A 15200-nucleotide genomic window follows, 5' to 3' on the forward strand; every position below is an offset into this window, starting at 1 on the left:
GAGCGGGCTTGCCCGCGATGAGGCCGGTCCAGCCACCACAATCCCTCAGCCCTCAGCCCCCAACAACCGATACCCCACCCCCGCCTCGGTCACGATAAAGCGTGGCTGGGTCGGGTCATCCGCCAGCTTCTGGCGCAAGTGCCCCACCACAATGCGCAGGTAGTGGCTGTCTTCGGTATGGGTCGGGCCCCAGATGTCCTTGAGCAACTGTTGCTGGGTAATCACCCGGCCTGGATAACGCGCCAGTTGCGCCAGCACCGCGTATTCCTTGCGGGTCAGGGCCACGTCGACACCGTCCAGCAACACCCGCCGATAGGCCAGGTCGACCGTCAGCGGGCCAAACTGCAGCGCCGCCTGCTGGGCTTCTCCGACAGGCGCCTGGCGTAACAACGCACGGACCCGGGCCAGGAACTCCTGGATGCCAAACGGCTTGGTCACATAGTCATTGGCGCCACCGTCCAGCGCCTGGACCTTCTGCCCTTCGCTGGCCCGTACCGACAACACCAGCACCGGGGCCGTCGACCATTCGCGCAACTCACGCAGCACCTGCTGGCCGTCCATATCCGGCAGGCCCAGGTCCAGCACCAGCAGGTCCGGCTTGTTCAATGCCGCCTGGGCCAACCCTTCGGCGCCGGTTCCAGCCTCAATTACCTTATAGCCCTGGGACGCCAGGCTGATGCGCAAGAACTTGCGAATCTGCGGCTCGTCATCAATGACCAAAATCGTCGCAGTCTGGCTCATGGTGTTCCGTCACAATCGCTGAAAAAAAATAAGAGTAGCGCACCTGATATCACGCTTCACTTTCCAGGCTCGGCTGGGTCTGCAATGGCAGGAACAAGGTGATGCAAGTGCCCCGCCCGTCGATGCCCTCGGCCACGCTGATATGCCCGCCGTGGGCGCCGACCATGCCCTGGCAGATTGCCAGGCCGAGCCCGGTGCCCTGCCCGCCGCGGTCGCCGCGAGCGGCGGTGTAGAACATATCGAAAATCTTCGCCCGCTCCTCTTCAGGAATCCCCGGGCCTTCATCACTCACCGAGAAAAACAACGCCTGGTCCGCCACACCGGCACGCAGTTGCAAGCGACCATGGGGCGGTGAAAAACGCGCGGCGTTTTCCAGCACATTGACCAGGGCCTGCTCGATCAAGGCGGCATGCACATACAGCAGCGGCAACTCGGGCGGCACGTCAGTACTCACCTGCAACGGCGCCAGCACCGCGCGCAAACGGGCGAGGGAACTGCCGACGATATCGCCGGGCGACACCCAGTCGCGCGCCAGCTTCAAGGCGCCATGGCCCAGACGGGTCATGTCCAGCAGGTTCTGGATATAGCGGTCCAGGCGCTCGGCTTCATCGCGAGTGCCTTCGAGCAGCTCACGGCGATCTTCCAGGGGAATGGCTTCGCCCAGGGCCAGCAGGCTGTCGATGCTGCCGCGCATGGAGGTCAGCGGCGTGCGCAGATCATGGGACACCGAAGCCAGCAAGGCGCTGCGCAGTTGCTCGGTCTCGCCATGCAAACGGGCGGCCTCCAGATTCTGCGCCAGTTGGGCACGGGCCAGCGCCTGGGCCAATGGCTGGCTCAAGGCCGTGAGCAGGCGCCGACGTTGACCACTGAGTTCCAGGCCGGCCTTGGGGCTGACGCCGAGCAAACCCAATGGACCATTTTCAGCGGACAACGGCCACCACCACCAACGCCCAAACGGCAAGGTGCCAGTGCCCATGCCCGCCGGTTGGTCGTGCTGCCAGGCCCAGTCGGCGGCGGCACGTTCGGCTTCGGTGAAGGTGATCGGCCCACCGGTCTCGACTTTCCACTCACTGGGCCCGTCGCGATTGACCAGGCACAACTGCAAATCGCTCCAGCCCTGCAGATGATGGGCCGCTGCGCTGATCACCGCTTGGCGGTCGGTGGCGGCGGTGAGTTTGCGCGACAGGTCGAGGAGCTCGCTGGTTTCTTCCTGAGTGTCGCGCAGGGCTTGCAGTTGCCGACGCTGACGCGCAGCCAGGTTGCCGGTCAGCGCCGCCATCAGCAGGAAAAACAACAGCGTCAGCACATCTTCTTCACGCTGGATGGCGAAGGAAAAATTCGGCGGGATAAACAAAAAGTCATAGGTCATGAACGACAGCGCCGCACAGGCCAATGCCGGGCCCAGACTGCTGCGAACCGCCACCAGCAGCACAGCCGCGAGGAACACCAGGGAGATGTTGGGCAGCGGCAAGATACTCGACACCCCCCACGCCAATGCACTGGCCAGCACGGTTGCCAGCAGCGCCAGAGCGTAGTCGAACCACACCAGGCCCCGCACCTCGGGCAAGCGTGGCGGCACCGGCGTTTCATCGCTGTCGAGGACGTTGATTTCCAGGCCCCGGGCATTGCGCAGCAAGCGCGCCGCCAAACCGCCGCCGAACAGTCGGCGCCGCCAGCGTGGGCGCGACTGCCCCACCAGCACCAGGCTGGCACGGCGTTCGGCCGCGTGCTGGATCAGGGTCTTGGCCACTTCGCCGGCACGCAGCAACACCACTTCGCCACCCAGGCGCTCAGCCAACTGCTGGGCGTTTTGCAGGCGCAGCCGCGACTGCTCGTCGCGCATCCGGCCGTTGTCCACATGCACCAGGCTCCAGGGCAAATGCCGGCGCTGGGCCACACGGCTGGCGTGGCGCACCAGGCGCTCGGCCTCGGCATCGCCATCCACCCCCACCAACAGACGGCCGCGCACGGTCGGCGCGGCCTGGCCCAGTTGCCGGTAGCCCTGGGCCAGGTCGTCATCCACGTGAGCGGCGGCGGTCTGCATCGCCAACTCGCGCAGGGCCATGAGGTTGGTCTGGGTAAAGAATGCATCGATGGCGGCCCGCGCCTGCTCCGGCACGTAGACCTTGCCGTCGCGCAGGCGCTCCAGCAACTCGCGGGATGGCAGGTCGATCAGCAGCAGCTCATCGGCTTCCTGCAACACCCAGTCCGGCAGGGTTTCGCGCACTTGCACGCCGGTGATACCGCGCACCTGGTCGTTGAGGCTTTCCAGGTGCTGGACGTTGACTGTCGTAAACACGTTGATGCCGGCGGAGAGCAGTTCCTGGATGTCCTGCCAGCGCTTTTCGTGGCGGCTGCCGGGGGCGTTGCTGTGGGCCAGTTCGTCTACCAGCACCAGCCGGGGCTTGCTGGCGAGCAAGCCGTCGAGGTCCATCTCTTCAAGCATCACCCCACGGTACTCAGAACGCAGCAGCGGTTGCTGGGGCAAGCCACTGAGCAAGGCCTCGGTCTCGGCGCGACCGTGGGTCTCGACCACCCCGGCCACCACTTTGACGCCCTGGCGCAGTTGAGTGTGGGCCGCCTGGAGCATGGCGTAGGTCTTGCCCACGCCGGGGGCGGCACCGAGGAATACTTTGAGCCGGCCACGGCCGTGCTTGGGTAGGTCGGCTAGGAGGGCGTCGGCGCGGCCGGAGTCACTCATGGGAACAGTCTTCTTTCAGTTAGTGATGTGGGGAACATGCTGCCGCCATCGCGGGCAAGCCCGCTCCTACAGGGGCAGGCTTGCCCGCGATGGCGGCGCCACGGTTTACAGCTTTTCCAGCGCCATGTTCAGCGCCAGTACATTCACCACCGGCGGCCCCACCAGCGGCTGTTCGATATGCTCGTCCATCAAGCGCTCCAGGGTCGACACCGGCAACTGCCGTGCCGCCGCCACCCGCGCCAGTTGATAGGCAATTGCCTGCGGTGGCAAGTGTGGATCAAGACCACTGCCGGAGGTCGTCAACAGCGCCAGGGGCACGGGGCCCTGGCCTGGCACCTGAATTTTAGCGGCGTCGTCAAACACCCGCGTCGCCAGCGCCGGATTGCTCGGGCCAAGGTTGCTGGCGCTGCTGGAGACGGTGGCAAACGCGCCTGCCGAAGGCCGCGAGTGGAACCAGCGCTCGCCGGTAAATTCCTGGGCAATCAGGCTGGAGCCGCGCACCTTGCCTTCGGCATCGCGCACCAGGCTGCCATTGGCCTGGTCGGGAAAGGCCACCTGGGCGACGCCGGTCACCACCAGCGGATAGGCCACGCCAGTGATCAGGGTCATCAATACCAACAGGCTCAAGGCCGGACGGATCGTACTGGACATTTCATCTTCCTCAATTGATTCGTGACCTGTAGGAGCCAGCTTGTCGGCTCCTACAGGGCTGGGTTAGACCAGGTGCAGCGCGGTCAGCAGCATGTCGATCGCCTTGATCCCGGCGAACGGCACCAAAAGCCCGCCCACGCCATAGATCAACAGGTTGCGCCGCAGCAACGCCGCCGCACTCGCTGCCTGCACTCGCACACCGCGCAGGGCCAGGGGGATGAGCACCACGATGATCAGCGCGTTGAACACAATGGCCGACAGAATCGCGCTCTGCGGGCTGCTCAGGTGCATCACGTTGAGCACGCCCAATTGCGGGTAGATCGAGGCGAACAACGCCGGCAGGATCGCGAAGTACTTGGCCACGTCGTTGGCAATCGAAAAGGTGGTCAGCGCGCCCCGGGTCACCAGCAATTCCTTGCCGATCTGCACCACGTCCAGCAGCTTGGTCGGGTCGCTGTCGAGGTCGACCATGTTCGCCGCCTCGCGGGCCGCCTGGGTCCCGTCATTCATCGCCATGCCCACGTCCGCCTGGGCCAGGGCCGGGGCGTCGTTGGCGCCGTCACCACACATGGCCACCAGGCGCCCGTCGTTCTGCTCGTGGCGGATGCGCGCCAGTTTCTTCTCCGGCGTGGCTTCCGCCAGCACATCATCCACGCCGGCTTCAGCGGCAATCGCGGCGGCGGTCAGCGGGTTATCGCCGGTTACCATCACCGTGCGGATCCCCAGTTTGCGCAGCTCGGCAAAGCGCTCGCGAATGCCGGGCTTGACCACGTCCTTGAGGTGGATCGCGCCGAGCAGTTTACCGTCGGCACACACCAGCAACGGGGTGCCGCCGCTCTGGGCGATCTTGTCGATTTCCCGGGACAGCGCCGGCAACAGGTCCTGGCGTTTCTGGCCGATAAACGCCAGCAGCGAATCGACAGCGCCTTTACGGTAGACGCGGCCTTGATAGTCCACACCGGACAAGCGCGTTTCGGCACTGAACGGCACGCCCGTCAGCTCTTGCACCGAGGGCTCGGTGTACGGATGCAGGGCCCGCAGGTATTCGACGATGGATTTGCCCTCCGCCGTATCGTCTGCCAGCGAGGCCAACAGCGCGCCTTCGGCCAACTCCTTGCCGTTGACGCCGGGCGCGGCATAGATGCCAGCGCAGCGCCGGTTACCAAAGGTGATGGTGCCGGTCTTGTCCAGCAACAGCACATGCACGTCCCCCGCCGCTTCCACGGCGCGCCCGGACTTGGCGATCACATTGAGGCGCACCAGGCGATCCATGCCGGCGATGCCGATGGCCGATAACAGGCCACCGATGGTGGTAGGAATCAGCGTGACCAGCAGCGCCACCAGGAACACCAAGGGCAGGCTGCCATTGGCGAAATGGGCGAACGGCTGCAAGGTCACGACCACCAGCAGGAAGATCAGGGTCAGGCCGATCAGCAGGATATCCAACGCCACTTCGTTGGGGGTTTTCTGGCGCTTGGCGCCTTCGACCAGGGCGATCATGCGGTCCAGGGTCGACTCGCCGGGGTTGGCGGTGATGCGAATCACCAGCCAGTCCGAGACCAACCGGGTATTGCCGGTGACCGCCGAGCGGTCGCCGCCGGATTCGCGGATGACCGGCGCGGACTCACCGGTGATCGCCGCTTCGTTGACCGCCGCGATGCCTTCGATGACTTCGCCGTCGCCGGGGATCATTTCCCCGGCCGCTACCCGCACCACATCGCCTTTGCGCAGGCTGGTGGCGGGCACCACCTTGAAGCTGCCATCGGCCTCCTGGCGCCGCGCACTCAGGCCCTCACTGCCGGCCTTGAGGCTATCGGCGCGGGCCTTGCCACGGCCCTCGGCCAGGGCTTCGGCGAAGTTGGCGAACAGCACGGTGAACCACAGCCACAGGGCAATCTGCACCGCGACAAAGGTCGGCACGCTGCTGTCCGGCACCAGGCACAGCACCGTGGTGAGGATCGCGGTCAGCTCAACCACCAGCATCACCGGCGAACGCTTCAACTGGCGCGGGTCCAGCTTGACGAACGCCTGGACCAACGCAGGGCGCCACAGGGCCGAGATCGCAGTCTTGGCCGATTCCTGGGTCTTGACCGGAGCGGCATTGTTTACAGGCATATTCATGTTCATACCCCTTAGAAGCCCATGCTCAGGTGTTCAGCGATAGGGCCCAGTGCCAGCGTCGGCAGGAACGTCAGGCCGCCCACCAGCAAAATGGTCACGGTCAGCAACGTCACGAACAACGGGCCGTGGGTCGGGAAACTGTTCTGGCCAATCGGTGCGCTTTTCTTCATCGCCAGGCTGCCGGCCAGGGCCAACACCGGGAGGATGTAGCCAAAGCGCCCGATCAACATGCCCAACCCGAGCATCAGGTTGTGAAACGGCGTGTTGGCGCCAAGGCCAGCAAACGCCGAACCGTTGTTGGCACTGGCCGAGGTGTAGGCGTACAGCAACTGGCTGAAGCCATGGGGGCCGGGGTTGGTGATGGTCGCAGCGGTAGCCGGCACGCTGGCGGCAATCGCGCCGAGCACCAGCACGCCCACCGGCATTACCAGCAGGGTCACCACCAGCAGTTGCACTTCCCGGGCCTGGAGTTTCTTGCCCAGGTACTCCGGGGTGCGACCAATCATCAAGCCGGCGAGGAATACCGCGATCAGCACGTTAAGCAACATGCCGTACATGCCGGCACCGACGCCGCCGAAGATCACTTCGCCCACCATCATATTGACCAGCGCCACCATTCCGCTCAGGGGGCTGAGGCTGTCTTGCATGCCGTTGACCGAACCGTTGGACGCCGCCGTGGTGGTCACCGACCACAACACCGTACCGGTGGTGCCGAAGCGCGCTTCCTTGCCTTCCAGCGGCGCAGTCTGCTCGACGGCCGGATTGTTCAGGGTCGGGTTAGGCTGATACTCGGACCACAACGACACCGAGCCGCCGATCAGGAACAGCGCGAGCATGCAGCCAAGGATCGCGCGGCTCTGGCGCAGGTCCTTGACGTAGTGGCCAAAGGTGAACACCAGCGCCACCGGGATCATGATGATCGCCGCCACTTCAAACAGGTTGGCCCAGGCCGTCGGGTCTTCGAATGGGTGCGCCGAGTTGACACCGAAGAAGCCACCGCCGTTGGTCCCCAGTTGCTTGATCGCAATCTGGCTGGCGGCCGGGCCGAGCGGGATCACTTGGTCGACACCCTGCAGGGTCAGCGCATCAACGTAGTGGGCGAAGGTTTGCGGCACGCCCTGCCACACCAGGAACAACGCCAGCAGCAGGCACAACGGCAGCAGGCCATAGAGGGTGGCGCGGGTCATGTCCACCCAGAAATTGCCCAGGGTGCTGGCGGACTTGCGACCAATCCCACGGCAAAGGGCGACAAGGACGGCCAGGCCGGTGGCGGCACTGACAAAGTTCTGCACGGTCAGGCCGGCCATCTGGCTCAGGTAGCTGAGAGTCGCCTCACCGCTGTAGGACTGCCAGTTGGTGTTGGTCATGAAACTGACCGCGGTGTTGAACGCCTGCGTCCACTCCTGCCCGGGCAATTGCTGGGGGTTGAGGGGCAAGTAGTCCTGGAAGAGCAGGATCGAAAAGAGGAGTAAAAATCCGGCGAGGTTGAAGGCCAGCAAGGCCAACATGTACTTCTGCCAACTTTGCTCTTGCTGCGCATCGACCCCGGCCACGCGATAACAGACGCGCTCCACCGGCCCGAAAACCGGGGTCAGCCAGGTGCGCTGCCCTTCCATCACCTTGTAGTAGAACCGCCCCAGAAATGGCGCTGGAACCAGCACCACGGCGAAGAAGGCGATGACCAGCCAATAGTCATAACTGTGCATAGCCGCTCCTAGCCCCGGTCCGCGCGCAACAGCGCAACCAGCAGATAAATGAACAGCGCCACGGCCAGTAGCAGTGACACCCCGTCCAGAACACTCATGGAAGTTTCTCCGTCATACGGCGACTGCCGCGTGTGGGCATTGTCCGCAGGAGGGGTGTAAAGGAGCGAGGGCGAGGGGGTGGAGGGGGCGTAAAGATGGCGTAAAGAGTGGGGTGGACGTGAGGTTTGTGGGGCTGTTGAGACCGCTATCGCGGGCAAGCCCGACTCCCACAGTTGGCCGCATTCCAAATGACGTACCCGGTCAACTGTGGGAGTCGGGCTTGCCCGCGATAGCGTCAGCATATCCACCACCGCCCTACCCTGGTGCACGAAATAACGGTCTCAAACAACAGACTATCTCCCACACGACAGTTCCAGCCCTTTACGACACCCTTTTCCAAGCTGGCATGGCCGCTGCAACGTCCTGAAACATTCAAAACCGTTCAGGGAGCAGCGCAATGAACACACAACTCAAGCCCACCTTGGGCACTTTGCACCTGTGGGGCATCGCCGTCGGGCTGGTGATCTCGGGCGAGTACTTTGGCTGGAGCTATGGCTGGGGAGTGGCCGGGACGCTGGGCTTCCTGGTGACGTCATTGATGGTCGCCGCCATGTACACCTGTTTCATCTTCAGCTTCACCGAACTGACCACCGCGATTCCCCATGCCGGCGGGCCGTTTGCCTACAGCCGTCGGGCCTTCGGCGAGAAAGGTGGGTTGATCGCCGGGTTGGCCACCTTGATCGAGTTTGTCTTCGCGCCGCCGGCGATTGCCCTGGCCATTGGCGCCTATCTGAATGTGCAATTCCCGGCACTCGACCCGAAACACGCAGCGGTCGGGGCCTACTTCGTGTTCATGGGCTTGAATATTCTGGGAGTGAAACTCGCCGCGACCTTCGAGTTGGTGGTGTGCGTATTGGCCGTGGCCGAGTTGCTGGTATTTATGGGCGTGGTCGCACCGGCGTTCAGCTTCAGCAACTTCGCCCTCAACGGCTGGGCGGGTTCCGATACGTTTGGTGCGCCGGCGATTGCCGGAATCTTTGCCGCGATCCCCTTCGCCATCTGGTTCTTCCTCGCCATCGAAGGCGCCGCCATGGCCGCCGAAGAAGCCAAGGACCCGAAACGCACGATTCCCAAGGCTTATATCAGCGGCATCCTGACCCTGGTGTTTTTGGCCATGGGCGTGATGTTCTTTGCTGGCGGCGTGGGCGACTGGCGCACCCTGTCGAACATCAACGACCCATTGCCCCAGGCCATGAAGACCGTGGTGGGCGAAAGCTCCGGCTGGCTGCATATGCTGGTGTGGATTGGCCTGTTTGGCCTGGTCGCCAGCTTCCACGGCATCATCCTCGGCTACTCGCGCCAGTTCTTCGCCCTGGCCCGCGCCGGCTACCTGCCCTCCTCTCTGGCCAAGCTGTCACGTTTCCAGACACCCCACCGGGCAATCCTTGCCGGCGGCGTGGTGGGCATCGCCGCGATCTACAGCGACGGCCTGATCAACCTCGGCGGCATGACCCTTACCGCGGCGATGATCACCATGGCGGTGTTCGGCGCCATCGTCATGTACATCATGAGCATGCTCAGCCTGTTCAAGCTGCGTAAGAGCGAACCGCTGCTGGAACGCACTTTCCGCGCACCGGGCTACCCTATCGTACCGGCGATTGCACTGATCCTGGCGTTGGTCTGCCTGGTCGCCATGGCGTGGTTCAACCCCCTGATCGGCCTGATCTTCCTTGGGTTCATGGCCGCAGGCTTCATCTACTTCCAACTGACCGCCCAAGACCGCGCCGACGCACCGGCAGATGCCATGTTGACCGGGCTCTAAACCAGCGAGGCAGAACGGGCCTACAATGGAACGACTGACGAACGCCGTCACTCAAAGCTGATAGTGCCGTGGGGAATCTTCCCCATGGCAGTCAGCCTCAAGGAGAGCCCTATGCCCTGGTATGCCTGGTTGATCATGGTGGTCGCCATCGGTTCGATCGTTGGTGGCTTGATGATGCTGCGTGACAGCGCCAACAAAGTGGAACTGACCGACGAACAACGCAAACGCGTCGCCGAGCGCAATGCTCAGGCCGATGCCAAGGATGCGCAGGATCGCTGAAACCAACGCCTCGTGCTGACCCTTACCGGCAGCACGCCAGGCGAATCGATTGAGATTAGTGCAAATTTGTAATCGGGCCGAGAAACAGCGCCAAACCTTGGTTAATATGGCGCGATGTTACAGAGGGCCCTCTCATGCGCTACTCGCAAAATCACAAAGCTCAAACCCATCAGCGCATCATTAAAGAAGCGTCGGTGCGCTTTCGCCGCGACGGCATCGGCGCCACCGGCCTGCAGCCCCTGATGAAAGCCCTGAACCTGACCCATGGCGGGTTCTACGCCCACTTCAAATCCAAAGACGAACTGGTGGAAAAAGCCCTGCAAGCGGCCTCCGCCGAGCTGGACACCCATTGTGCGGCGATCTTCAGCCAGGAGCGACCGCTGGAAGCCTTCATCGATAGCTACTTGTCCGAATGGCACCACACCTCCCCCGACCAAGGCTGCCCGTTGCCCACCATGTCCTCGGAACTGGGGCAGCGCGGGCAACAAAGCCCCACCACCGATACAGTCCTCGACGCCCGACTCAAGCAAATCGAAACCGCATTGGGCAGCCCCAGTGCGGACGAACAAAGCCTGGTGATCATGTCGACACTGGTAGGCGCATTGGTACTGGCGCGTAGCGTCGAAAACCCGCAACTGGCGACACGCATACTCGACGTCGTGCGGCAAAACCTGAAAACCGGGATCAATACAGCCCCTGCTGACGCAAAAAAGGCCGGTCAATGACCGGCCTCCTGCTTTGATTACTTAACCTCCAGCCTGTCGCGATTCTTCTCCAGCAGCGACTTGCCAATCCCCTTCACCTCCAGCAACTCATCCACCGCCGTGAACGATCCATTGGACTCGCGATAAGCGATGATCGCCTTGGCCTTGGCGGCGCCAATACCGAACAGATCGCGGCGCAGGGTTTCAGCGTCTGCTGCGTTGAGGTTGATTTTTGGGGCTGGCTGTTCGCTTTTGTCTACCTGGGCCGCTACCGGCACTGGTGCTTCGGGCTTGGCCGATGGAGCGGCGAAGGCCGCGACTGACAGGCTGGTGAGGACGGCAAAAACCAGGGAGGATAAAACGGATTTACGCATTAGAGACGCTCCATGACATCAGTGGGAAAAGCAGCTTTCCGAAGCTGCTTTTCAAACTTAGGCGATGTGGGGGGATAGTCAAAAATGGGTGAGTTACAACATATGGCAGCCGAAAATGGGCGTTCCCTGCCTCTGCCTCCATCACCGGACAAAAACCTCTGTGGCAACGGGCTGAACGGGCGGGAGCACAATCAACCGAAATAGCAACGCCCATATAAACGCCCTATGTCGGAGCGCGCACTGATTGCTTCATCTTGCCAGGTGAATTGGATATCATGGTTTTTTCGAGAAGAAGCGAGCCGGGACGAAATGCGAATGTCGACAGACCTGTATTCTGTAGCGGTAATTGGAACAGGCACGATGGGTAAAGGAATAGTACAGATCCTCGCGCAGTCGAATAAAATCTCGACCGTACTCTGGAAAGGCCGCAGCCTTGCCTCTGTTAATGACTCTCTAGTTGAGTTGGAAAACCAGTGGAGTCGCCAAGTTAAAAAAGGCCGACTCGAAGAGTCACTCGCCCGCCAATACCGAGAAAAAATAGTTACTGTTGAACATTACTCTTCCTTGTCTGACGCTAAGCTGGTCATCGAAGCTATTGCAGAGAACATGGACGCCAAGCAAGCCATATTCAAAGAACTTTCGACCATATCCTCACCCGACATGGTGCTGGCTTCAAACACCTCCTCGCTCTCCATCACTGGCCTTGCGTCGCTGTGCTCCTACCCACAAAACGTAGTAGGCCTGCACTTTTTCAATCCGGCGCCAGTCATGAAGTTGACTGAAGTGATTGCTGGATTGGCCACTTCAAGCGCCACACTTGACTGGGCGGTTGATTTTTCCAAGGGATTGGGCAAAGAGCCTGTAATTGTTAACGAAGCTCCAGGATTCATCGTCAATCGGATGTTGATTCCTATGATCAACGAGGCCATTGGTATTCTCGCAGAAGGCGTTGCCACAGCAGAAGAAATAGATAAGGCGATGCGCTATGGCGCCAACCATCCAATAGGCCCGTTGGCACTTGCAGACTTGATCGGCAACGATGTGAATCTCTCGATTATGGAAACGCTGCACAATGAAACAGGCGATCCAAAATATCGCGCCCATGCCCTACTGAGAAAAATGGTTAGAGCTAACCATCTCGGTAGAAAAACAGGCCAGGGATTTTACAAATACTAATTAGTCAACAAGGCACTTGGTTAATTTCAAGTGCCTTGTCAGAAGGGAGACTTCAATGATACACGCAACGGCAATTATAGATGACGGTGCAAAGATCGGCAGCAATGTCAGTATTGGCCCCTACAGTATTGTTCATAAAAATGTCGTTATCGGTGATAACACCGAGATCGGTGCATACTGCGAAATAGGCTTGCCAACAAAACTTGCAAATGGGCGCCCACTGATCATTGGTAACGGGGCCGTCATCCGTTCGCACAGCGTATTCTATGAAGGTTCAACTTTTGGTGAGAAACTGGTTACAGGCCATCGAGTTACTATAAGAGAACTGACAACAGCCGGAAACGGTTTCCAGATTGGCACTTTGGGCGATATCCAAGGCCATTGCGAGATTGGCGACTATGTCAAATGCCATAGTAATGTTCACATTGGACAGCACTCGACGGTAGGCAACTACGTCTGGATCTTCCCCTACGTGGTACTGACCAACGACCCCCACCCGCCGAGCGAAGTGATGGCCGGTGTTACCATCGAAGACTTCGCTGTGATTGCCACCATGTCGGTCATATTGCCCGGTGTTACCGTCAAAAAAGGTGCACTGGTAGGTGCCCACAGCTCCGTGAACAAGGACGTCAATCCAGATGCCGTGGTTGCCGGCTCGCCCGCAAAATTCATTTGCGGCACGGAGAAGATCAAACTGAAGGATGGTTCGGGGAATCACGCCTATCCATGGCGCCGACATTTCCACCGCGGCTATCCAGAGAAAGCTGTCGCCGAGTGGATCAAGGAATTTTCGTAACCCCCCGTTGATGCTGGCTCATCAGTAAACCTTTTATAGGCTTCACTGATGAGCCAGCCCCCCTCAAGGCTCCAGGCGACGCTGCTGGTAGATCCAGTCCACGATCTCCCCATCCGGGGCATATCCACTGACTGTATCGCGTAGCAGCTGACGGACCCGGCTGTAGTCGTCCGCATCAACCGCCGCGAGAAGCTCTGTCAACTTCCCTTTGAGTATCTCCCAATCCAGATGATCCTCATTGGCACTCATGATCATCGGATGTTGGGTAGCCACGACGTTGTCGCCAATCAGCAGTTCCTCGTAGAGCTTCTCACCAGGACGCAATCCGGTGAACTCGATGGCGATATCTCCATGGGGATTTTTATCCGAGCGAACACTCAGGCCGGACAGGTGAATCATCTTCTCTGCCAGCTCGACAATTCTCACCGGTTCGCCCATATCAAGCACAAACACATCCCCGCCCTGCCCCATCGACCCTGCCTGGATCACTAGTTGAGCCGCTTCAGGAATAGTCATGAAGTAACGCGTGATCTTGGGGTGAGTGACCGTGAGCGGCCCGCCGGATTTGATCTGCTTGTGAAACAACGGAATGACTGACCCGGACGAGCCCAGTACATTGCCAAAGCGAACCATGGTGAAACGGGTTTTGTTGACGCGGGAAATGTTGGCCTTGTCGCCAAACAATACGGGGGCCAACTCGCGGCTCAATGCCTGCAAGGTCAACTCGGCCAAACGCTTGGTACTACCCATGACATTGGTTGGGCGGACAGCCTTGTCTGTGGAGATCAGTACAAAATTGGAAACCCCGGCCTGAAGCGCCGCCTGAGCAGTATTCAGTGTACCGATAACATTGTTCAGGACACCTTCGGCAATGTTGTGCTCAACCATCGGCACATGTTTGTAGGCGGCCGCGTGGTAGACCGTATCAACATGCCAGGTCTTCATCACGTCGAGCAATTTTGCCTGGTTGCGTACCGAGCCAAGGATCGGCAGCAACCGTACAGGCAGCGACTCACGGGTGACACGCTGCTCAAGCTCGGACAGGATGCTGTAAAGGTTGAACTCACTGTGTTCGAATAGCAGCAGGGTCGTTGGACGCAATGCCAGGATCTGCCGACATAGCTCGGAACCAATAGAACCGCCCGCCCCCGTCACCAATACGCTCTGCCCCTTGATGCAATGCTCCAGCAGGTCCCCCTGGGCAGGCACGGCATCACGCCCGAGCAAGTCGGCAATGTCTACTTCCTGAATGTCATCGACTTTCACCCGGCCACTAGCAAGGTCCATGAAACCCGGGACACTGCGTACGTGCAGTGGGAACCCTTCCAGCAGGCCGAGAATCTCGCGACGACGCGCACGATTGGACGACGGAATGGCCAACAGGACTTCCTGGGCCCCCGTGGCGTCGATCATCTGTTGAATATGCTTGGGCTTGAACACCTGAAGGCCCGAGATAACGCGATCAGAAATACTACTGTCATCGTCGATAAACGCCACCGGACGCATGACCCGTCCCATGCGAAGCGCAGCAACGAGTTGATTGCCGGCAGCACCTGCACCGTAGATCGCAACCTTGGTTAGCCCATCATAGCGACTGGTAAACGGTACATGTTGGGCAGCTGCAAACCAGTCACCCAAAAAGTACTGGCGCATGGCCAAGCGTAAACCACCAATCATGATCAGGCTGAGCCACCAGTAGTTGAACACGATAGAACGCGGCACCACATTCTCGTGATTGCTGTACCAATAGACGACAACCCCCAGAATCAACGCCGACAGGCTGACAGCCTTGATAATCGCGATGAGTGCATCGTTGCCGAAGTAGCGCATCACGGCGCGATACATGCCAAAACGGATAAACAGCGGGATGGAAACGATTGGCGCGCTGATGAACAGCCATGAATGCAGGACGACGGGGTTGACCAATTCATCGATCCCGAGACGAACAACAAACGCCATCCAGAGGGCGAGCCAGACCAGCACAATGTCGGCAATGACCTGGAGGATCCGTTTGCGTCTGCGAGGAAGGCTCAGCAAATATGCCCGTAATTTATCCATGTTGTTCCCGACTACCCCTTACTGCATACAAT

The 15200-nt window shown here is 60.5% G+C and carries 13 protein-coding genes; 5 read left to right on the plus strand and 8 right to left on the minus strand.

Going from position 1 to position 15200, the window contains the following annotated elements; genetic code table 11:
• Positions 1–45: 45 nt before the first annotated feature.
• The 6 genes from BHC62_RS12385 to kdpF form a co-directional block, all read right to left on the minus strand.
• The gene (locus BHC62_RS12385) at positions 46–741 is read right to left on the minus strand and encodes a response regulator (protein ID WP_070995179.1); all 696 of its coding nucleotides are present in this window, start codon (positions 739–741) and stop codon (positions 46–48) included.
• A 49-nt stretch (positions 742–790) separates the two neighbouring features.
• Positions 791–3442, minus strand: a complete 2652-nt coding sequence (locus tag BHC62_RS12390; RefSeq protein ID WP_070995180.1) for a sensor histidine kinase KdpD — start codon at positions 3440–3442, stop codon at positions 791–793.
• A gap of 105 nt (positions 3443–3547) precedes the next feature.
• A complete protein-coding gene (kdpC, locus tag BHC62_RS12395) occupies positions 3548–4093 on the minus strand; it encodes a potassium-transporting ATPase subunit KdpC (protein WP_070995181.1) in 546 nt (181 codons plus the stop codon).
• 63 nt (positions 4094–4156) lie between these two features.
• Positions 4157–6220: a potassium-transporting ATPase subunit KdpB gene (gene kdpB / locus BHC62_RS12400; protein WP_070995182.1), complete on the minus strand. Its 2064-nt coding sequence runs from the start codon at positions 6218–6220 to the stop codon at positions 4157–4159.
• A gap of 5 nt (positions 6221–6225) precedes the next feature.
• A complete protein-coding gene (gene kdpA / locus BHC62_RS12405) occupies positions 6226–7920 on the minus strand; it encodes a potassium-transporting ATPase subunit KdpA (protein ID WP_070995183.1) in 1695 nt (564 codons plus the stop codon).
• 8 nt (positions 7921–7928) lie between these two features.
• Positions 7929–8018, minus strand: a complete 90-nt coding sequence (kdpF, locus tag BHC62_RS12410) for a K(+)-transporting ATPase subunit F (protein ID WP_032863112.1) — start codon at positions 8016–8018, stop codon at positions 7929–7931.
• Positions 8019–8416: 398 nt separating this feature from the next.
• Here kdpF and eat point away from each other — a divergent pair, with 398 nt between their 5' ends.
• From eat to BHC62_RS12425, 3 genes are all read left to right on the plus strand, one after another.
• A complete protein-coding gene (gene eat / locus BHC62_RS12415; protein WP_070995184.1) occupies positions 8417–9781 on the plus strand; it encodes an ethanolamine permease in 1365 nt (454 codons plus the stop codon).
• 111 nt (positions 9782–9892) lie between these two features.
• Positions 9893–10060: a DUF2897 family protein gene (locus BHC62_RS12420; RefSeq protein WP_003172675.1), complete on the plus strand. Its 168-nt coding sequence runs from the start codon at positions 9893–9895 to the stop codon at positions 10058–10060.
• A gap of 134 nt (positions 10061–10194) precedes the next feature.
• Complete coding sequence (locus BHC62_RS12425) at positions 10195–10785, plus strand: TetR/AcrR family transcriptional regulator (protein WP_070995185.1); 591 nt, start codon at positions 10195–10197, stop codon at positions 10783–10785.
• A gap of 17 nt (positions 10786–10802) precedes the next feature.
• Here BHC62_RS12425 and BHC62_RS12430 read toward each other — a convergent pair whose 3' ends face one another.
• Entirely contained in the window at positions 10803–11138 is a 336-nt protein-coding gene (locus BHC62_RS12430; RefSeq protein ID WP_070995186.1) for a helix-hairpin-helix domain-containing protein, read from the minus strand.
• Between the two features lie 315 nt (positions 11139–11453).
• Here BHC62_RS12430 and BHC62_RS12435 point away from each other — a divergent pair, with 315 nt between their 5' ends.
• Both BHC62_RS12435 and BHC62_RS12440 read left to right on the plus strand, forming a co-directional pair.
• Complete coding sequence (locus BHC62_RS12435) at positions 11454–12314, plus strand: 3-hydroxyacyl-CoA dehydrogenase family protein (RefSeq protein ID WP_070995187.1); 861 nt, start codon at positions 11454–11456, stop codon at positions 12312–12314.
• Between the two features lie 55 nt (positions 12315–12369).
• Positions 12370–13110: an N-acetyltransferase gene (locus tag BHC62_RS12440; protein ID WP_070995188.1), complete on the plus strand. Its 741-nt coding sequence runs from the start codon at positions 12370–12372 to the stop codon at positions 13108–13110.
• Positions 13111–13173: 63 nt separating this feature from the next.
• Here the strand turns inward: BHC62_RS12440 and BHC62_RS12445 are convergent, their stop codons facing one another.
• Positions 13174–15168, minus strand: coding sequence for a nucleoside-diphosphate sugar epimerase/dehydratase (locus BHC62_RS12445; protein WP_070995189.1), 1995 nt, complete (start codon positions 15166–15168; stop codon positions 13174–13176).
• Between the last annotated feature and the right edge of the window lie 32 nt (positions 15169–15200).

Origin of the sequence: Pseudomonas sp. 06C 126, from assembly GCF_001855215.1 — a bacterium.
Taxonomy (GTDB): Bacteria; Pseudomonadota; Gammaproteobacteria; order Pseudomonadales; family Pseudomonadaceae; genus Aquipseudomonas; species Aquipseudomonas proteolytica.

Bases quoted from the DNA above. Each gene is read 5' to 3' on its own strand.
- BHC62_RS12385 (WP_070995179.1), bottom strand. From the start codon at position 741: ATGAGCCAGACTGCGACGATTTTGGTCATTGATGACGAGCCGCAGATT.
- BHC62_RS12390 (WP_070995180.1), bottom strand. From the start codon at position 3,442: ATGAGTGACTCCGGCCGCGCCGACGCCCTCCTAGCCGACCTACCCAAG.
- kdpC (WP_070995181.1), bottom strand. From the start codon at position 4,093: ATGTCCAGTACGATCCGTCCGGCCTTGAGCCTGTTGGTATTGATGACC.
- kdpB (WP_070995182.1), bottom strand. From the start codon at position 6,220: ATGAACATGAATATGCCTGTAAACAATGCCGCTCCGGTCAAGACCCAG.
- kdpA (WP_070995183.1), bottom strand. From the start codon at position 7,920: ATGCACAGTTATGACTATTGGCTGGTCATCGCCTTCTTCGCCGTGGTG.
- kdpF (WP_032863112.1), bottom strand. From the start codon at position 8,018: ATGAGTGTTCTGGACGGGGTGTCACTGCTACTGGCCGTGGCGCTGTTC.
- eat (WP_070995184.1), top strand. From the start codon at position 8,417: ATGAACACACAACTCAAGCCCACCTTGGGCACTTTGCACCTGTGGGGC.
- BHC62_RS12420 (WP_003172675.1), top strand. From the start codon at position 9,893: ATGCCCTGGTATGCCTGGTTGATCATGGTGGTCGCCATCGGTTCGATC.
- BHC62_RS12425 (WP_070995185.1), top strand. From the start codon at position 10,195: ATGCGCTACTCGCAAAATCACAAAGCTCAAACCCATCAGCGCATCATT.
- BHC62_RS12430 (WP_070995186.1), bottom strand. From the start codon at position 11,138: ATGCGTAAATCCGTTTTATCCTCCCTGGTTTTTGCCGTCCTCACCAGC.
- BHC62_RS12435 (WP_070995187.1), top strand. From the start codon at position 11,454: ATGTCGACAGACCTGTATTCTGTAGCGGTAATTGGAACAGGCACGATG.
- BHC62_RS12440 (WP_070995188.1), top strand. From the start codon at position 12,370: ATGATACACGCAACGGCAATTATAGATGACGGTGCAAAGATCGGCAGC.
- BHC62_RS12445 (WP_070995189.1), bottom strand. From the start codon at position 15,168: ATGGATAAATTACGGGCATATTTGCTGAGCCTTCCTCGCAGACGCAAA.